This window comes from Ihubacter massiliensis (assembly GCF_024125305.1).
In the GTDB taxonomy this organism is placed as follows: domain Bacteria; phylum Bacillota; class Clostridia; order Peptostreptococcales; family Anaerovoracaceae; genus Hominibacterium; species Hominibacterium faecale.
This window is the reverse complement of sequence record NZ_JAMXVH010000001.1, coordinates 3,869,361-3,885,785: the sequence shown is the minus strand read 5'-3', so window position 1 is coordinate 3,885,785 and position 16,425 is coordinate 3,869,361. Positions and strand designations below refer to the sequence as shown.

The 16,425-nt window shown below is 38.0% G+C and carries 12 protein-coding genes; all 12 read right to left on the bottom strand.

The window, feature by feature from the left end; genetic code table 11:
- Nucleotides 1-9 precede the first annotated feature (9 nt).
- The gene (locus NIA71_RS17755; RefSeq protein WP_227754817.1) at nucleotides 10-1,767 is read right to left on the bottom strand and encodes a CDP-glycerol glycerophosphotransferase family protein; all 1,758 of its coding nucleotides are present in this window, start codon (nucleotides 1,765-1,767) and stop codon (nucleotides 10-12) included.
- Nucleotides 1,751-3,121: a polysaccharide pyruvyl transferase family protein gene (locus NIA71_RS17750; RefSeq protein ID WP_253021113.1), complete on the bottom strand. Its 1,371-nt coding sequence runs from the start codon at nucleotides 3,119-3,121 to the stop codon at nucleotides 1,751-1,753. Before NIA71_RS17750 ends, NIA71_RS17755 begins: the two co-directional genes overlap by 17 nt.
- 5 nt (nucleotides 3,122-3,126) lie before the next feature.
- The gene (locus NIA71_RS17745; RefSeq protein WP_227754819.1) at nucleotides 3,127-4,152 is read right to left on the bottom strand and encodes a zinc-binding dehydrogenase; all 1,026 of its coding nucleotides are present in this window, start codon (nucleotides 4,150-4,152) and stop codon (nucleotides 3,127-3,129) included.
- A gap of 2 nt (nucleotides 4,153-4,154) precedes the next feature.
- Nucleotides 4,155-4,859: a 2-C-methyl-D-erythritol 4-phosphate cytidylyltransferase gene (locus NIA71_RS17740; protein ID WP_227754820.1), complete on the bottom strand. Its 705-nt coding sequence runs from the start codon at nucleotides 4,857-4,859 to the stop codon at nucleotides 4,155-4,157.
- 1 nt (nucleotide 4,860) lies between these two features.
- Entirely contained in the window at nucleotides 4,861-6,021 is a 1,161-nt protein-coding gene (locus NIA71_RS17735) for a CDP-glycerol glycerophosphotransferase family protein (RefSeq protein WP_227754821.1), read from the bottom strand.
- Between the two features lie 15 nt (nucleotides 6,022-6,036).
- Nucleotides 6,037-6,771: an ABC transporter ATP-binding protein gene (locus NIA71_RS17730; protein ID WP_227754822.1), complete on the bottom strand. Its 735-nt coding sequence runs from the start codon at nucleotides 6,769-6,771 to the stop codon at nucleotides 6,037-6,039.
- A 10-nt stretch (nucleotides 6,772-6,781) separates the two neighbouring features.
- Complete coding sequence (locus tag NIA71_RS17725) at nucleotides 6,782-7,588, bottom strand: ABC transporter permease (RefSeq protein ID WP_227754823.1); 807 nt, start codon at nucleotides 7,586-7,588, stop codon at nucleotides 6,782-6,784.
- 53 nt (nucleotides 7,589-7,641) lie between these two features.
- Nucleotides 7,642-8,691, bottom strand: coding sequence for a pyridoxal phosphate-dependent aminotransferase (locus NIA71_RS17720; RefSeq protein WP_227754824.1), 1,050 nt, complete (start codon nucleotides 8,689-8,691; stop codon nucleotides 7,642-7,644).
- A gap of 14 nt (nucleotides 8,692-8,705) precedes the next feature.
- Entirely contained in the window at nucleotides 8,706-11,567 is a 2,862-nt protein-coding gene (locus NIA71_RS17715) for a LicD family protein (RefSeq protein ID WP_227754835.1), read from the bottom strand.
- Between the two features lie 40 nt (nucleotides 11,568-11,607).
- Nucleotides 11,608-12,390: a GNAT family N-acetyltransferase gene (locus tag NIA71_RS17710; protein WP_227754825.1), complete on the bottom strand. Its 783-nt coding sequence runs from the start codon at nucleotides 12,388-12,390 to the stop codon at nucleotides 11,608-11,610.
- A gap of 8 nt (nucleotides 12,391-12,398) precedes the next feature.
- Nucleotides 12,399-13,700 carry an adenylyltransferase/cytidyltransferase family protein gene (locus NIA71_RS17705; protein ID WP_227754826.1) on the bottom strand — a complete coding sequence of 434 codons (1,302 nt, stop codon included), beginning with the start codon at nucleotides 13,698-13,700 and terminating at the stop codon, nucleotides 12,399-12,401.
- A 71-nt stretch (nucleotides 13,701-13,771) separates the two neighbouring features.
- Nucleotides 13,772-16,408, bottom strand: a complete 2,637-nt coding sequence (locus tag NIA71_RS17700) for a glycosyltransferase family 2 protein (protein ID WP_253021112.1) — start codon at nucleotides 16,406-16,408, stop codon at nucleotides 13,772-13,774.
- Nucleotides 16,409-16,425 lie beyond the last annotated feature (17 nt).

Genomic DNA, 16,425 nt, shown 5'->3' with positions numbered 1-16,425 from the left:
AATGATCCTTTATAAATTTTCAAGAATTAAGTCTACAACTCTTTTGGTTGATTGCCCATCAATATGATCGAAATACCGTTTTGCAAATTGATCAACCTTTTCATGCTGAAAGTCACTTTCATTAATTGCAGTAATCAGCTCTTCCTGTGTAAAAACTTTTTTACCTGGAACTGAGGAATCAAAGTCAAAGTAGAAATCTCGTTCACTTGTATATTCTTCCAAGTCATATACATAAAACAACATCGGTAGATTTAATAATGATGCTTCAAAAATTAACGATGAATAATCTGTAACAATCAAATCCGAAATAAATAGCAGATCATTGATTTCTGGGAAATTCGACATATTTAGAATGTAATCACTATATTTCTCATTGATTGTAATAGAATTTTGCACAAAAGGATGTTGTTTTATAAGTATTGCATATTCCCCGCCTGTTTCTTTATAAATTCTCTCTGGCTGAAATCTCTCCATCGGATAAAATGCGGTTTCTTTACCTGTTCCGCGAAAAGTGGGTGCAAACAAAAGTATCTTTTTATTTTTTAATTTTGGATAGGCTTCATAAAAATCAGTTCTTACCTTATAGGCATATTCGGAATTAATAAAAATATCTGTTCGAGGTACTCCCGTAGGAATTATCGCTTCCATTGGCAACCCAAATCCTTGAGCATACCACACTCTTACATTTTCAGAGCTAACTGTCACATAATCATACGTTCTATGGACAGGAGAACTCTGTGGAGGTTCTCCTGGCAGTCCAATCCTTGAAAAGCCAAAAGTCTTAAAAGCTCCACATGCATGCCACAATTGAATTAGCTTAGTCGGCTCCTTCAACCTAATCGCATACATTGCAGGCATGTATTCATCCACGAGAACAACTTGGCTGTAAGCACAAGCCTTTACAAAGCAAAAAATGTCTTTATATGTCATTCTTTCAATCGTTCGCGTATTTAAAAAGGTTCTCAGCTTTATATCTGAATGATTGGATAGCCCCTCATATACAAATTTAAAATTTCCTTCAATCCTTTTGCTTCTTTGTGATATAAAAGATACTGATTTCGACTTTTTAGGAAGTACGGACAAGCCATAATATCCAGCTCGAATTAAACTCTTTTTTAGCCTTCTTAATACGCGATTAAATAGATAGAATCCTTTATCAGTAAGAGAAAGAGCCTTGCTCTTACGCATTCTCTCATACATAGCCTGTCTTTTGTTCTCTAACGGAATAAGTCCAAAAGGTATTAACAGAAGTTCCAAAATTCCCCACGGAATCATTACTGTCAAACCGCAAACAATCATAATATTGCACACGATATTTTTTATCTTCACCCAACTCTTGTGTAATACTGACTCTTTAGCCTTAAGTGCATAGAAGTTAAAAGAATTTTGATTGACGAATTCTATGTTATAGGAATTCGCCTGCAAGCCAAAAGTTGAAGGATCACAAGTTACCCTAATCTTTCTGTAATAATTGTCATCATAAACAATATCAAAATGCATATTGAAGGGAAAGCTTTTAATACACCTCTTAGAAAACACATGTTCTAACTCACAGCAAAATTCCCCTTTAAACCCGCAGCTCTCACCAGGGCCATAGCGTATCTCTGTGATCCGCATTAAAAAATTCCGGTCTTCTTGCCCATTATCAAACCATAGTAACACTTTTGGTTTTAATGGCCTATGATTACACGCTATCTCCCCCTCAATAGCTATAAATAATCTTTTATCATGAATACACAACTGAATAACATCAATTCTTGGCTCCATGAAGTCCCCTTAACCTCCTTATAATTTTGTTTATTAAATGTTTTTGTTCCTTGTTTAAGCGTTGTTTCAGCTCTTTATTTTCCACTGCAAGAGACTCATATAAATACTTATAATATTGTTCTGTTCGTCTCATCTGTTCCTCCGGAGTCTCAAGGATAAATGGTTTAATTGGTGGTTGAAGTTTTTGCTTACGCATTTCCCGATCAAAATACACTTCATCCCTACGCCTATCCCCGTCATATACCGTTTTTAATCCGTTTTTCTGCAGAAAATCCAAATAATGCTCAAAGCGTTCTTTATGACCTTTATGTACTAAATTAAAATCTGTATGCTCATAGATGTCGTAGATATTGGTATTTTGGTCTATATCCCTCGCCAGCATATGAGGAATATTGTGGTAATCCGCCAATTCTAAAATTCTGGAATCTGATACAAAAATATAACTCGGAATACCTGCGAGTATACCTGCAATATTACCATGGATTCTGCTCCCAAAATTAAAAGTAGCTTGTTTCATAAAGTCCAACCATGAAGGAACATTTACAAAGCCTCTGACTTTATCTTCCTTAAAACAAGCATCCAGATAGTGCTGCGGGTAGTTGGGAGGCGTATTTCTATCTTGATCCATGTCCAACGGCACTCCCCCATATAGAAGTCTTAAATCAAACGTATTTTGTGGAATAAAACAATAGTTGGAAAACTCGATCTGGCATTTTTCCAAAAACGCATGAAGATATAAAGGAATTCCGATCTTTCGGTTAATACAAACAAAAGAATCTGGTTTTAATTCCTTTTTTGTGATTTGTGGAAGTTGATCACCAAATAAAAACATTGAAGGACAGCCAATCACAGTAAAATCCCTGTCTTCTTTAAAGCCCAAATGTTTCAAATAGTCAGCAGTAATCTGACCTCTGACACCAAGTTTATCTGATTTATCAAGTATTGCTTTTACGAATTTTTTTACCGATTCATCAATTGCATAAGATTGATTGGCTCTCGCGTCAACACCGGTTTGTAAGCCTACCCCCACTACGATACACGGTATTTTTAACCTTTTTACTAAGTCTGTAATAAAATTCAATTCCTTGACAAAAGAGATTCGGAAAGCATTGGCAAGCGGAATTACAAAACAGTCATATTGTTCATTAATCTCCCTGATCCTTTCTTCCGAATATTTATACTTGGTCAATATTGAATCAATTTGTACGCTCGAATCCCGCATTAAAGTTCTGGACAGACTATACGGAAAAAAAAGATTACCAGCATTGGTCCCGATTCTGTCTTCAGCTATTATCTGAAAAGTATCAAGTTCATTTAGCGGCAGCATAGCTGCCCGCATGAGGATTTTTTTCATTCTTTCTATTTCTCCCAAATCATAACAGTTTTCCCCCCAGGCATAGCCGCATCTTTTTCAAAAGCATCCTTCATATCTTCTATTGAATTGATCGTCACAATTTCGCCAATGATTTTCTTCATCTTTTTCACCAGCTCCGGCCGCTCACTGTATAGATGCAGCAGTGCTTTAAAGTCTGCTATTCCACAACGGCTGCTTCCAAAAATACGCAGGCCTTTTTCCAACACCATACGAGTATTAATAGGAACTGGTTCTTCTGAAACCCCCATAATTGCAATCGTACCTTCTGGACAAATATAATCAATAATCTGATTAATAGCTGTACCGGAAGCTGCCATACCTACACACTCAAAAGCATGGTCTATACTTAAATCTTTTGGAATGTTGGAACAATGGTAGGTTCCGTCAACAAAATCGAAATCTAACATTTTCTTTTCGTCAATGCCAAAAACATACACCTTATATTCTGGATATCTGGTTTTCAATAGTAATGAAGTAATATATCCCAAATTTCCATCACCCCAAATACCAATCGTATTTCGTCTTGCATGTGCGATACGATCAAAGCGGTTAATTGTATGGTAGCTAACAGCTACTAATTCCGTAAAAGCCGCTACATTCGTATCGATTCCTTCTGGAAGCAAAACCAAGCGAGTCCTTTCCATATCGATTTTATCCTGCATGAATCCATCAAAGCCACTGGCACGAAATTTACTGCTTCTCAGATAGTTTTCTGCAATAACTTCGTCTTCTTCCACAGGCGTATTAGGAACCATAGCCACCAGCATTCCCGGCTTGAACTCATTTTGTGGATCATACAAAACCTCTCCAATGCCTTCATGGATTAATGCCATGGGAAGCTTTTTAGCTAAAATTTCAGGGGCACGAAGTCCCTGGTAGTATCTTTGATCCGCATGACAAATCGATAGGAATCTGGGTTTTACAATCACCGCATCTGTCCCATCGCCTATTTCCACTCTTTGTTCAACAAACTCACCTGGTTTTATTAGTCTATATATTGTATTTTCCAATTTTAATTATCTCCTAATAACGATTCCGCAAGCTGTAAGTCCGACGGATAAGTAATCTTAATATTATACGTTTCGCCCCTTACCAAATTAACAGCTTGTCCTTTTAAGACAAAAACTTTGGCGGCATCTGTCAGAACTTCTTTCTCCTGCTCTGTCAAACTGCTGTATAATTCTTTAAACGCTTTTGCTTTAAAGGATTGGGGGGTCTGTCCTTGATATAAATATGCTCGATCCGGAATATTGGTAATCACTTTCCCATTCGTACTCTCCACAATTGTATCTGTAGCTGCAATAACTGTATCGCATGCACCATATTTCATTACGGTATTTATATTGTCTTCTATGATGCGTTCTGTCACAAAGGGTCTGACTGCATCATGCGTCAAAATTACCGTATCATCATTTAATTCATAATGCTCTTCTATATAATTGACCGCATTCATGATTGTATCATTGCGCATAGTGCCACCGGCAGTAACCACCACTTTATTCATATCTATACCATTCGAGGTTAGCAGGTCATTTGTATAGGCTACCCAGTCATTGGGACAAAGCACAATGGTTATATCTATTTTACTGCAGCATGAAAATGCTTCTACCGTATAAGCAATAATCGGTTTTCCCCCCACTAACATATACTGTTTTGGTTTCTCCGAGTTTCCCATTCTGGTACCGACGCCGCCTGCAAGGATTGCTCCAAATATCATCTTATATCTCCTTTTCTCCTTTTGTTCCAACAATGGGTTTATGCTTTTTTACTAGAGTATTGATAAAGTCCGCCAGCTCCACCGTACATGGTTCTTCTGTTTTGGCAACATAGCGTTCCCCAAAAGAAATGCTGCGTTTAACATCGTATTCGTGCAGCTTGACTGCCTCCATGATTTCCTTTGGATCGAAATACGGTCTCTCTGGTAAATCATTACAATAGTCAATGTAAAAGCCTCTCTTTCCTGTATACTGGTCAAAATCATAAGCATACAGGAATATAGGTTTGGCTGCAAGAGCCGCCTCATAAATCATAGCCGAATAATCGGTAATAAAATATTCACATACCGAAAGCAATTCCAGTGTAGTAAATTGCTGTGTAGTAATCACTTGTTCCGGCATCTGAACACCACTCATAAGCGGATGTAAAGCGACGATAAGATTATATCGTTCAAGATCAACTTCACGAATTAAATCATCAATGCCGTCAATCCCAGCCTCATCCTTACGAAATGTCGGCGCATAAAGGATCGTTTCTCTCTCCTCTAGCTGAGGTATCGTTTCAATAATTTTTCTACGCGTATCAGTCATAAACTCTGCACTTCTGAGCAAGTCAGTTCTGGGCAACGGCAGAATCTTAAAATGGTCCAAATCATATCCAAACGCTTCGCTAAAAAATATGGCACTTTCTTTACTGCTGGCCAAAATATAGTCATAGTTATTATGCATTCTCATCGTTCTTGCAATCCAGCCCTTGGAGCCCTCTTCTTTATCTATGATACTATATCCGAATTTTTTGAATCCCCCCATAGCATGCCACATCTGAATAATTTTCAGCTTGCTGCGGTGATGTAATAAACTGGCTGCAATACAATAGCTATCTAACACAACCACCTTTGATGTTGCAAATGCATGCATTTGTGGACCAATCATATGAAATAAATATCGGATTTTGGATAGCATCCCTGATTCCAAGGTTTTGCATAATACTTTTACTTCAATATCTTTTCGTTGTTCCAATTCTTCTGAAATAAGCCGTATATCCAAAGTTGGTTCATTACTTTGCCGGCTAATAATCGCAACTTTATTCCGAATCGGAAACAGCTTGTGAAAAAAGTAAATTACATTGAGAACTAACCTGCCGATCAAAATTATAATTCTCATTAATCATCCACCATCTCACTTTTTCTTAATACTTTTGTTGTACACTTCTACCGCATCCTCAATTTTATTGTCATAGATAATCTTTCCATTTTTCATTACGATACCCCGCTTGCAAAATTGCTGTGCAGTGCCAGTTGCATGCGTCACAAATAACAAGGTAACGCCTTGATTATAAATAATATCGTTGACCTTTTTTATACATTTATCTTTAAAGGCTACATCACCAACACTCAACGCCTCATCGACAATCAGAATTTCTGGCCTTATGTTTACATTAACAGCAAATCCAAGCCGAGCTTTCATTCCACTTGAATAAGTGCGGACCGGCTGATCTATATATTCTCCTATTTCTGCAAATTCAACAATATCATCTTCCAATTCTTTTATTTCACTATCCTTTAATCCTGATAATTGCCCTTTCAAATAAATATTCTCTCTGCCTGTAAATTCCGGATCAAATCCAGATGTCAGTTCTAAAAGTGCACTTACTCGGCCTTCAACTTTTATATCCCCTTCTGTTGGAAAGGCTACTCCAGTAATCATCTTCAGCACTGTCGATTTTCCCGCGCCATTTTTACCAAATATGGCCACTGATTCACCCTTCTTAATTTCAAATGAAACGTGATCCACTGCCTTTTTCTTCTTACATGGCACTCTCTTAGAAAAAACAGACAGCAACCGTTGCTTATCATTCTTATATAATTTGTAGATTTTCGACACATCTTTAAACTCAATAACTGTTTTTTCCATCACATTGCTCCTATAATACATCTGGAATTTCTTTAATCAGCTTCTTATAACTCCAGATTGCTAAAAACATCATCAGTGCCAGCATAATTGCAAAGTATAGCAAGTGCTGCGGCTCGTCGAAAAACCATATCTTATAAATAAATACATTTCGATATCCTGATGCTACAAACGTGATCGGATTGAAATACAGTAAAGTCTGAAGCCACTCATATGGAATACGATGTACATCCCACATGATACCTGAAAGCCAGAATAATGCTGTCGTCAATGATTTTACCAAATTCAAAAAATCCTTACTCATAGCTGACAGCATCGACGAAAACAGTCCCCATACCGTAAAGAATAAGAACATACACAACATATAAAAAGGTAATTGTACCATGTAAATATCGGGGTAACGCCCAAAAAAAACAAATATCGCGATTACAATTACCATAAGGCACAAATGTACCGCTAGTTTAGAAAACGAAACAAATGTCGGTATGGTAGATACTGGAAATTTCATCTTTGTAACCAGATGTTTATATCTTCTTATAGCATTTGCCCCCTGAGTAATCATATCGCTCATATAAAACCATGGAATCAAACCCGAAATCAACCATAAAATAAATGGATAGCCCTCTACATCCTTTCCTGCACGCAGGCCAACTGAAAAAGCAAACCAAAAGACTAAAATCGTAACAGTTGGTTTAACAATTGCCCATGCCCAGCCTAACGCCGCACCACTATATGTCTTTATAATATCAGCCTTTGCCAGTTTGAAAATCTGACTACGCCACTCATAATGCTCTTTACAAATTTGTCTAATCGTGTTCACTATGATCCTCTCACCCTCTATTTAACAATGAGTCACTTGTCGTTTATAGTTCACTAACAATCCAGCTTTACTATCATATCCACAAACTGTTGCATAATTTCTTTTGTTCCTGTCGTTACACGAATAAGTTCCCCCAGCATTTCATTATCATAATACTTAACAAGAATTCCATTTTCTTTTAATTTTTTTGTCAAACTCTTTGCGTTGCTTTTCGGTTTAATAAAGATAAAATTGCCCTCTCTTGCATTGACCTCATAGCCTTTCTGCTCAAGACACTCAACCAAATATCGTTTACCTTCCAGCTGCTCTTTTACCATTTGCTCAATCATATTATTCTCAATAATTGCCTGGGCAAACTTTATACCAAATCCATTTACATTATGCGGCGTACATGCCTTCTGGATTAAAGCAATCCCATCTGCTTTTCCCACAACGTATCCCAAACGGCAGCCAGCTAGCGAAAACAATTTTGAAAAAGTTCTTGTCAGGAACACATGGTCGTTGTTCATTGCAAACTCAACAAAGGAGTTGGGATAGAAATAGAAATATGCCTCATCAATTAAAACAGTAGCTTCATGTTCCTTCGCGGCAGCTAGGATACGATTCATATCTTCCGTACTATGAACATCACCAATTGGGTTATTAGGATTCAAAACTACTACTAAATCGACTGAATCATCAATCTTATCAATGATATCCTGTGCTGTAACCTGCATGTTTTTATTATATGGCACCGGTACATGTATACGTCCATACATCTTAGAATAGACCGCATACATCGCGTAAGACGGCGCGACAGATACTATTTTTCCACCAGGCTGTGTATATACTTCTATGATATGACGAATGGCTTCTGCAGAGCCATTCGTCAAGCAAATCTGGTCAGGATCCACATGAATAAAATCGGCAAGTTTTTCTGTAAACTCTTTCGTTTCCGGATATTTTGCTACAAACTCAGAATCCACCGTACCTAAAACCTGGCGAATAAAATCGTTTGACAATCCGCCCGGGTTTTCGTTTAAGTCTAATCTGAGATATCCTTCTCTAGAATTTTGGTCAAAAATTCTGTTTAAGTCCTTAATATTTTCGTTAACGTAGTACATCGTTTCCTCCTAAATCAATAATCCTTTTCTTGTCCAATATATTCCAGCAGTCGATCCGCTTTTTCTTGTCTCTCATTTATTTTAAGGCAATTACAATAAATATCAAGAATTTCTTTATCAAAGTAAAAGCCCAGTTTGAAAGACTGATAATAACTGACTAACTCATCATAATCCCACAACATGTCTAAAATCGTATCATATTTTTTTTGTTGATACAATAATTTAATTTTAGCTTTGAGAGGACCGTATTCTTCCTTCATTTTCATAGTATCATCAATCCTGCACACGATTGCCCAGTATCTTCCAATTTGCCTGTTGAGCAGTCGAACGCGGTCTGTATAGCTCCTGGACTTTTCAAAATTTTCTCTTTCTGGTCCATAAAGAGGCGATAAATCTATATTATTAAGAAACTCCGAATACGTAAGATGCGTATCCATAAAACGAAAGACCCCTCTGCGGCCAGCATCTGCCCCTCCTGCACCCTCATCATAACTATACTTTCTTTTTGCGATAAATGCCGGAATTGGGAATTGGTAATCATATAGCAGGGCGCTCTCTTTTTTATTAAAGTTTTTGACAGGGTAGACTTCGTTTTTATGTTTTAACCCAATGTTACCATTCGTAACAAAATATTCTTTTCGTTTTGGGTGAAGAGCCTGATCACTGATATATTTAAACAAATATCCTGCCAATCTTTTTCTGCCACTCTCGCCGCTGATTTTCATTATTCCTTTGCCGATTTTCCCTATTAGCCGTTCCTTTTTACTAGCTGTTGCCGGAATCCTCACCAGATAAGACTCATGCAGACTTTCGAGTCCCCGCATTATATAATTTTTCATACGGTTGGAGCCCTTTTTCCTTAAAATTTTTATTCTAATATAGATTCCCATATTTTGACTATGATCATAATCGTTAAGGGGAAAGTATAATGTGTTTTGATCTGCGTAACACAGATCATAGAGCACATGATTGGCATTGGTGAGCATTGAGCTTAAATAGCGATCTTGTCGATTTTCCTTCTTGACCGCTTCCATAAACTTTAGTGCATTATCAGCAGTCATTACAATTGTATTGTTCTTATAGTCCCTTTCAAACGTATGATAGCGATACGCTTGTGTTGCCGTTTTGCCATATAAAACGTATTCAATTGAGTTTTCATTACAAATCTGGTCAATTTCCTTGAGTAATTCAAACTGTACCTGCTCAAATGGAGATAAATGTGATGTCTTTTCTAGGCCATCAGGACTATTGTCTGAAGATGCTTGTCCAAAAAAACCAATTTTTTCTTTTATATCCAAAATCAGCATACCATTATTAGTAAGTGGCACTGCTTTTTCATATATCGCTTTTGCTTCTTGAATTTTACCCTGCTTGTATAACAAATCTCCATAAGCTTTTAAAAATTCGCCATCCTGAGGATCGTTTTTAAGGGCGGCATGAATCATTTCCTCTACTGCTTCGAATTCGGTGGGGAGTACCGCCTTTTCAACAGCCATAAGCAAAGACACACGCCTCAAAGTTAAGACATGCATGTCCTTATCTGCTACTCGTTCTAAAGCTTTTTGCGCTTCATCGAGTCTCCCCGAATAATAGGCATTACAGATATTCTTCATTTGATAGAGCAGCTGCTCGATGTTCTTCAGCTCTTCCATCAGATTGATACCAGTAAATTTTCGAGCTTTTAAAATGTTTTGGGCCTTTTTTTCATGTCCAACTGCGATCAATGCATACAGCAGGTAGGATAACAGGCTATCTTCCAGCTGAATAAATACAGGATTCTTATACCGGTACCATAACGAATGCCTCATACTTCCTAAGAATTGTGGAGTACATTGATTTTCTAAATAGAATTCAAAAGCATGAACAATGTCTCTATATTTTCCTGACTTCATCATTTCTGCTAAATTGTAACCGTGCTCTCTGATGATTTTCTTTTGAACATACATTACATAGTCTGAATTCACTTGCAAAAGAATTTCATACCATGGCCTTCTCAGCTTTTCTTCTTCAACCTTTAGATCTTTTCGTAGCAAGTAGTCTTTCAATGCTTCTTCTTTGTCGATAAAACGATCGATCTGTGAAGTATAGACAGTATACGGCTGTTCCATATTAACAACAAAAACATGCTGTGTAGCTTCCTCATGATTAGGTACATACATCCAATCAGCTCCATATAACTGATACAGATAGTCCCACCATTTTGAAGGCACTGGAATCTCCATGTCCTCAAACGGCAAATAGACAGGCTCACCCATCATCTCCTTTGGAAAAATGCTTGGCAACGTTGCCCATCTCAAAACATAGGAACTACAATCTTCTTCCTTATATTGAAAGAGTTCCTCTTCTAGTTCTCGTAGTACTGACTCTCGTCCCTGGTGTTTTATTTTTTTCTTATAATATTCATAGTAATGATAGTATCCATTGTTATTTCTATGAGAATATACATAATAAGGTACAACCAGGTCACTATAAATATTAAACTTTGCCAAATGCTCTTCTTGCTTCTGCGGATCATCTGGTATGGGATCCAATATAAAAATATCTATAATAAGGCCGCCGGAACAAGTATTCAAACAATGAAATCTTCCCAAAGTGGTTGTAGTTTCTTCTATATAGCGCGGGATAGTCCCTGGATAGTGGGGATTATCATCCAGACATTCAAGGACCCGATCTTTTGGCTGTTCTTTTCGAAACGCTTCTCGAAAACGATAAAAGTTTTCTCTTGTCATATAAAGATCCGCATCGTCGTCCCATGGTATGAAACCGTGATGTCTTGCTGCGCCGATAGTTGTCCCCCCAGCAGCATAATAGGTAATTTCATACTTCCTGCATATTTCATCTATTTCGTGTAAAAGGCCTAAAATATGCTCATGCATTTTTTCCAAAGCATTATCCTCCGATCTTATTGCAATACACTCATATCCTTACCAGTTTAGCCCAATCTCCAATTGGCTCAAAGCCAACAGCTTGATGCATCCTGGTGGCGGATTCAATATAGTAGTAAGAAAAGACCTCGATTCCTTCTTCTATCAGATCAGCGCAAATAGCTGACAGCACATTCTTTGATAGCCCTTTCCCTCTAAATTTTGGTTCCACGAAAACACCAGAAATGACGGCAACTCCCCTCTGCTCTGCATACGTTGATGCTGTAGCAACAATCCTGCCCTCGTCTCTGTTAATATAGTTTCTGCCAAATCCTTCTCTATACCGTTCCAGCAGCTGCTTATACAGCAATTCAAATCCGTAAGGTTTTCCCAGAGCTTCATCTTCTGACAGTACTTGTGCCAACTCCCGAATTTCTTCCTCGTTTGCTTTATAACATCCTTGTGTATGATAAGTCTTGAGATTTGTTAGCTTTCCTACGAGTCCAAGTTCTAATTCATAGTTTTCAAAGAACGGTTCCAGTTGGCTGAGCGTCATTTTCATGCCACAAATCATGGACGGGTCGATTTCTTTGAGCAAAAAAGCAATTTCTGCTGCATCATATTTGCCCTGTCTGGAAAAGACATGTGTCCCAGTGTAATACTGTAATACCAACGCGGTTGTTTTCTCATCTTGTTTTTGCCACCAAACATTGATATTTTCATTTTCGAAACCATATTTAAGCAGGTCTATATAAAGATAGAGGCATTGTCCATAGTCCTGTCCTATATAGTCCAATATATCCTGCAAATTTTTCTGCATGCATTTAACAATCATACTTCCACCTATATATTATCAATTTTATTGATGATATCTACAATTGCCAAGGATTCTTCCGGGAACAATCTTGTACATTCACTCCTGTTATTTCTGAGCATGATCAACAGCTCCTGCAGAATATATCTGAATCCGGTGCCTTCAAAATTGTAGCTATATTTCTTCACAAACTTTTCTTTATAGTCTTTCAGTTCAAAGTATCCGGTATTCCACCAGTCATCCTTGACCACAACTGTCGCATTATCTCCGACAATCACCATCTCATCTTCCAGTTCGATATCGGTTCCAATTTCAATGTTCCCAACAGCATTATCCTTTGTGAAGAAAATATTGGCATACTTAATCTTGCCGGAATCATCTTTCGCAACTTTTTTAATAATGTTATCAAATTCCGTACCCAGGAATTTGACAATCATTGTAACACCCAGATTTTCCATGTCAAGATAAGTATCTTTATTCCGAAAACTGCTGGATGAGAGGGAACAGTTCACACTATGGACTTTGCCCACAATATCGCCCTGAACCATCCATAATAATTGAGTAAATGCCCGTAGATAGACCGTAGTAATACTTTCAATCAATGCCAGTCCTTTGCTTTTGGCCAGATCCAAAAGTTCCTTGATTTCTTGTTTGTTCATCGTAATAGGCGCTACGGCAATTACATGTTTTCCGGCCTCGAGCGCCTTTTTAACATAGTCTGCCCTTTTATCCAAAGATGTGGACACGATCACAATATCCAATCCATCCTTAAACTCCTGAAAGTCCATATGATATCGATCAACTGGGTATTTTTCACAGAATTTTCGTCCAACAGTTTCGTCTTCTACCAGAACATTTTCAACATGAAGTCCACTGACATACTTTGCTTCATCAATGACTCCATTATCGTTTACATCATCGGTAATAATCCCAATTTTAAAATTATTGCTGCTTTGTTCTCTGATCTGCGTACTGGAGATATTCTTCGTTCTTTCCAAATACACAACTTCGCAATATTGTTTTAAATGATCAAAACGTCCTCGCCAATCATCGCCAATCACCAGAACATCGATATCATATTTTATGATATCGCGTATTTTTTGACCCAAATATTCTTCAATGATAATTTCATCTACGAATCCGGTGTTTTTAACGTTTTCAATTCTCTGAGTCAGGCTGTCCTGGACAGATAGCTTACCTCTCTCAATATCATAACTCTCGCTGGTTACTCCAACAATCAGGTAGTCACCTTGCTCCTTTGCCCGCTTTAAAATATTATAATGTCCCTGGTGAAATAAATCGAAAGTTCCATATGTTATTACTTTTCTCATCGCGCCACCTCGTATTTTTCAATGTTTCAAAAATGCACTGCTACTCATTATATCACTAGCCCCCTTGAAAATCAAATCAGATTCAATCTTTGCAATAAACCTTCAGTGAAGCTGCCCTTACAGTTTCCAAACAGTTCTTCCTTCAGCAGCGTCCCTGCCTGATTCTGCTCGTTTTTCAAAGACTCTATCCATGCACCCATTTCCTCTGTGTTCTTGAGGATTGGACTCTGCCTCATCAGCTCATTTTTCATTGAATCTAAATCTTCATCGGCCCAAATCGACTTCCATACTGCTGCTGGGCGATTCAAAAAAATAAATTTCCCAAGTTGGTCGCATCGGTCTGATACAAGTACATCACTTGCACTTAACGCTGCGTCCACTGTAAGGAAAGCGGACACATCAATTAAATACTCTTCTCTTTCGTTCAGAGACATTCCTTTTTCTTCCGCAGTTGGAATATGCCAAATCATTAAGATCATATTGCTGCGTCGCATTATCTTTCTTAATGCCTTTAGTTCTTCCGCAGAAAAAATCTGTGTTCCACAATAGAATGCAAGTTTTTTTCGTCTTACTTGCGGAAATTGGCGTTCCAATTCTTTTCTTACTGTCTGACCCATGTCATCTGCTTCTTGAAACAAATCAAAATCAGCCTCCAGAGGAATATAAACTGCAGTAGTTTCCTCTCTGACTTTCAGATTGGATAAAGTTCTTTTGTTATTATAAAAAAGGAATTTGGCTTCAGCAGCCTGCTGATAAAATGCCCGATATCGATAAGGCTTATACTTCTCTTCATCCAAAAAGTAGATTCTAACCTCCAGGTTTTCCTGCGTCTCCAGCTTATCATAGATACATTTCAAGCCTCCCGACAACCCAGAATGTGAACGCCCTTCCGCCAGCACTAACAAATTATTTTTAATCCCATGGAGACCACTCCTCTTATAGACTTTCGGAGCTGAAACTCTCCTGGACCATTCCTTTTTAATTCCTGCTTTCAAATAAACCTGCTCCTGCAGATAAAGTTCCGCCAGCCGCCCACATTTCTGCAGAATCAGCGTCTCATCAACTTCATAGGTCAGCATAAATTCCTGGTAATTCTTTATAATATTCAACTGATCATAAAGTTTCATCATATCACTAAAGCTATCATCGGAAAAAGTTATTTCCTGATTCTTAATCGCTGCAACTCGGAACAGCTTGTTCGTAAACATCCAGTTTAATCTATTAAAATCTGCCGTATCACGCAAGTCTTCTGCTCTTCTGGAGAACACAAAGTCAAGGCAAGGAATACCTTCTATGCTGCCATTCTTAATATACTTTACGGAAAGAGAAACTGCATCAGCTGCCGGATCGTCTATCAGCATTTCTGCCATTGTACGCATATTATTGATTGAAAAGAAAATGTCCTCTTCAACAAAGCTAAGAAAAGCACCTTTTGCTTTTTTCAGAGCTTCCATTTTTGCCGAATGGCTATTCTCCGTTAATATATGAAGGTTTGCCATATTCTGAAACCGCTCAGGGAGAGACTCGAGCAATGATTCATGCACCAGTACCTCAAAAGCTGGGACACATTGATTGTAAATTCCTTGAAGAATTAAACCGGCCCGATTCTTCGATATTGATTCTAAGACAGCAAAAGAAACCAGCGGCTCTTCCGTCAGTTCCTCTATGGTCATCAGCCCTCTTTCCAGGCGCAAATCTTTCTGGGCCGCAACAATGCTTTGCCAATACTCCTGAGAAATTTCTGTTTTAAGGGATTCTACCGCATTTTTCATAATCGGATATAAATCTTCTTCAGAACGCCATATCCTTCGATAAAAATTGTTCAACAGATTAAAATTAATGATACGTGTAAAAAGCTTTTGCCTGAAATTAGCATGAATTTGCTTTTCCCGTTCGACCTGCAGATCTGTCACGTCATTGTTATCAATTAAATTTTTTTCATCTTCCTCTATGGCTTTGGTCACCAGCTCTCTTAAAATCTCATATGCCTGAACTGCATCACATAAAGATTTTTTCCTTGTTTTCTGCGTAATTGATGGATTTTCCCAGAAATCCCTCAGGCGATATTGATAGACAACAGCATTGCAGCCCGCAATCTTTTCACATGCGAAAATGTATCGAAAAACAAAAACCGCATCCTCAGAAAATGTCAGGTCATCGAACCGCAGATTGTGTTCTACCATTACACTTCTTCGGTACAATTTATTCCATAGTCCAAAACTCCAGACTAGATTATAGGTGTATTTTCCAATATTTTTCACCAGTGCCAGACGCTTGGATGGCAGACTAATTCGGGATTGAAACCCCTCGACAATTTCTGTTACGCCAATTACCAGGTCCGCCTCTTTTTTCTCCGCAGTCTGATAAAGATTTTTAAGTGCATCGGTTGGTACGATATCGTCTGAATCATAAAACGCGATATATTTTCCCTGTGCATAGGTCAGGCCAGTATTTCTGGCAGCAGCTACCCCCTGGTTTTTTTGCCAGTAACCATGAAACCTTTCATCTTCATGACAGTATCGTTCTATGATTTCTGCCGATCCATCAGTCGACCCATCATTTATGATAATCACCTCGAAGTCTGCAAAAGACTGTGTCCGCAAACTTCCAAGCATCTTATCGAGATATTTATCTACATTATAAACAGGGACAATTATTGAAATTTCCGGTACTCTCATGTTGCTTTCGCTGTATATGGATGCAGCCATCCATTACACATTTCCTT

Bases quoted from the DNA above. Each gene is read 5' to 3' on its own strand.
- NIA71_RS17755 (WP_227754817.1), bottom strand. From the start codon at position 1,767: ATGGAGCCAAGAATTGATGTTATTCAGTTGTGTATTCATGATAAAAGA.
- NIA71_RS17750 (WP_253021113.1), bottom strand. From the start codon at position 3,121: ATGAAAAAAATCCTCATGCGGGCAGCTATGCTGCCGCTAAATGAACTT.
- NIA71_RS17740 (WP_227754820.1), bottom strand. From the start codon at position 4,859: ATGATATTTGGAGCAATCCTTGCAGGCGGCGTCGGTACCAGAATGGGA.
- NIA71_RS17735 (WP_227754821.1), bottom strand. From the start codon at position 6,021: ATGAGAATTATAATTTTGATCGGCAGGTTAGTTCTCAATGTAATTTAC.
- NIA71_RS17730 (WP_227754822.1), bottom strand. From the start codon at position 6,771: ATGGAAAAAACAGTTATTGAGTTTAAAGATGTGTCGAAAATCTACAAA.
- NIA71_RS17720 (WP_227754824.1), bottom strand. From the start codon at position 8,691: ATGTACTACGTTAACGAAAATATTAAGGACTTAAACAGAATTTTTGAC.
- NIA71_RS17715 (WP_227754835.1), bottom strand. From the start codon at position 11,567: ATGCATGAGCATATTTTAGGCCTTTTACACGAAATAGATGAAATATGC.
- NIA71_RS17710 (WP_227754825.1), bottom strand. From the start codon at position 12,390: ATGATTGTTAAATGCATGCAGAAAAATTTGCAGGATATATTGGACTAT.
- NIA71_RS17705 (WP_227754826.1), bottom strand. From the start codon at position 13,700: ATGAGAAAAGTAATAACATATGGAACTTTCGATTTATTTCACCAGGGA.
- NIA71_RS17700 (WP_253021112.1), bottom strand. From the start codon at position 16,408: ATGGCTGCATCCATATACAGCGAAAGCAACATGAGAGTACCGGAAATT.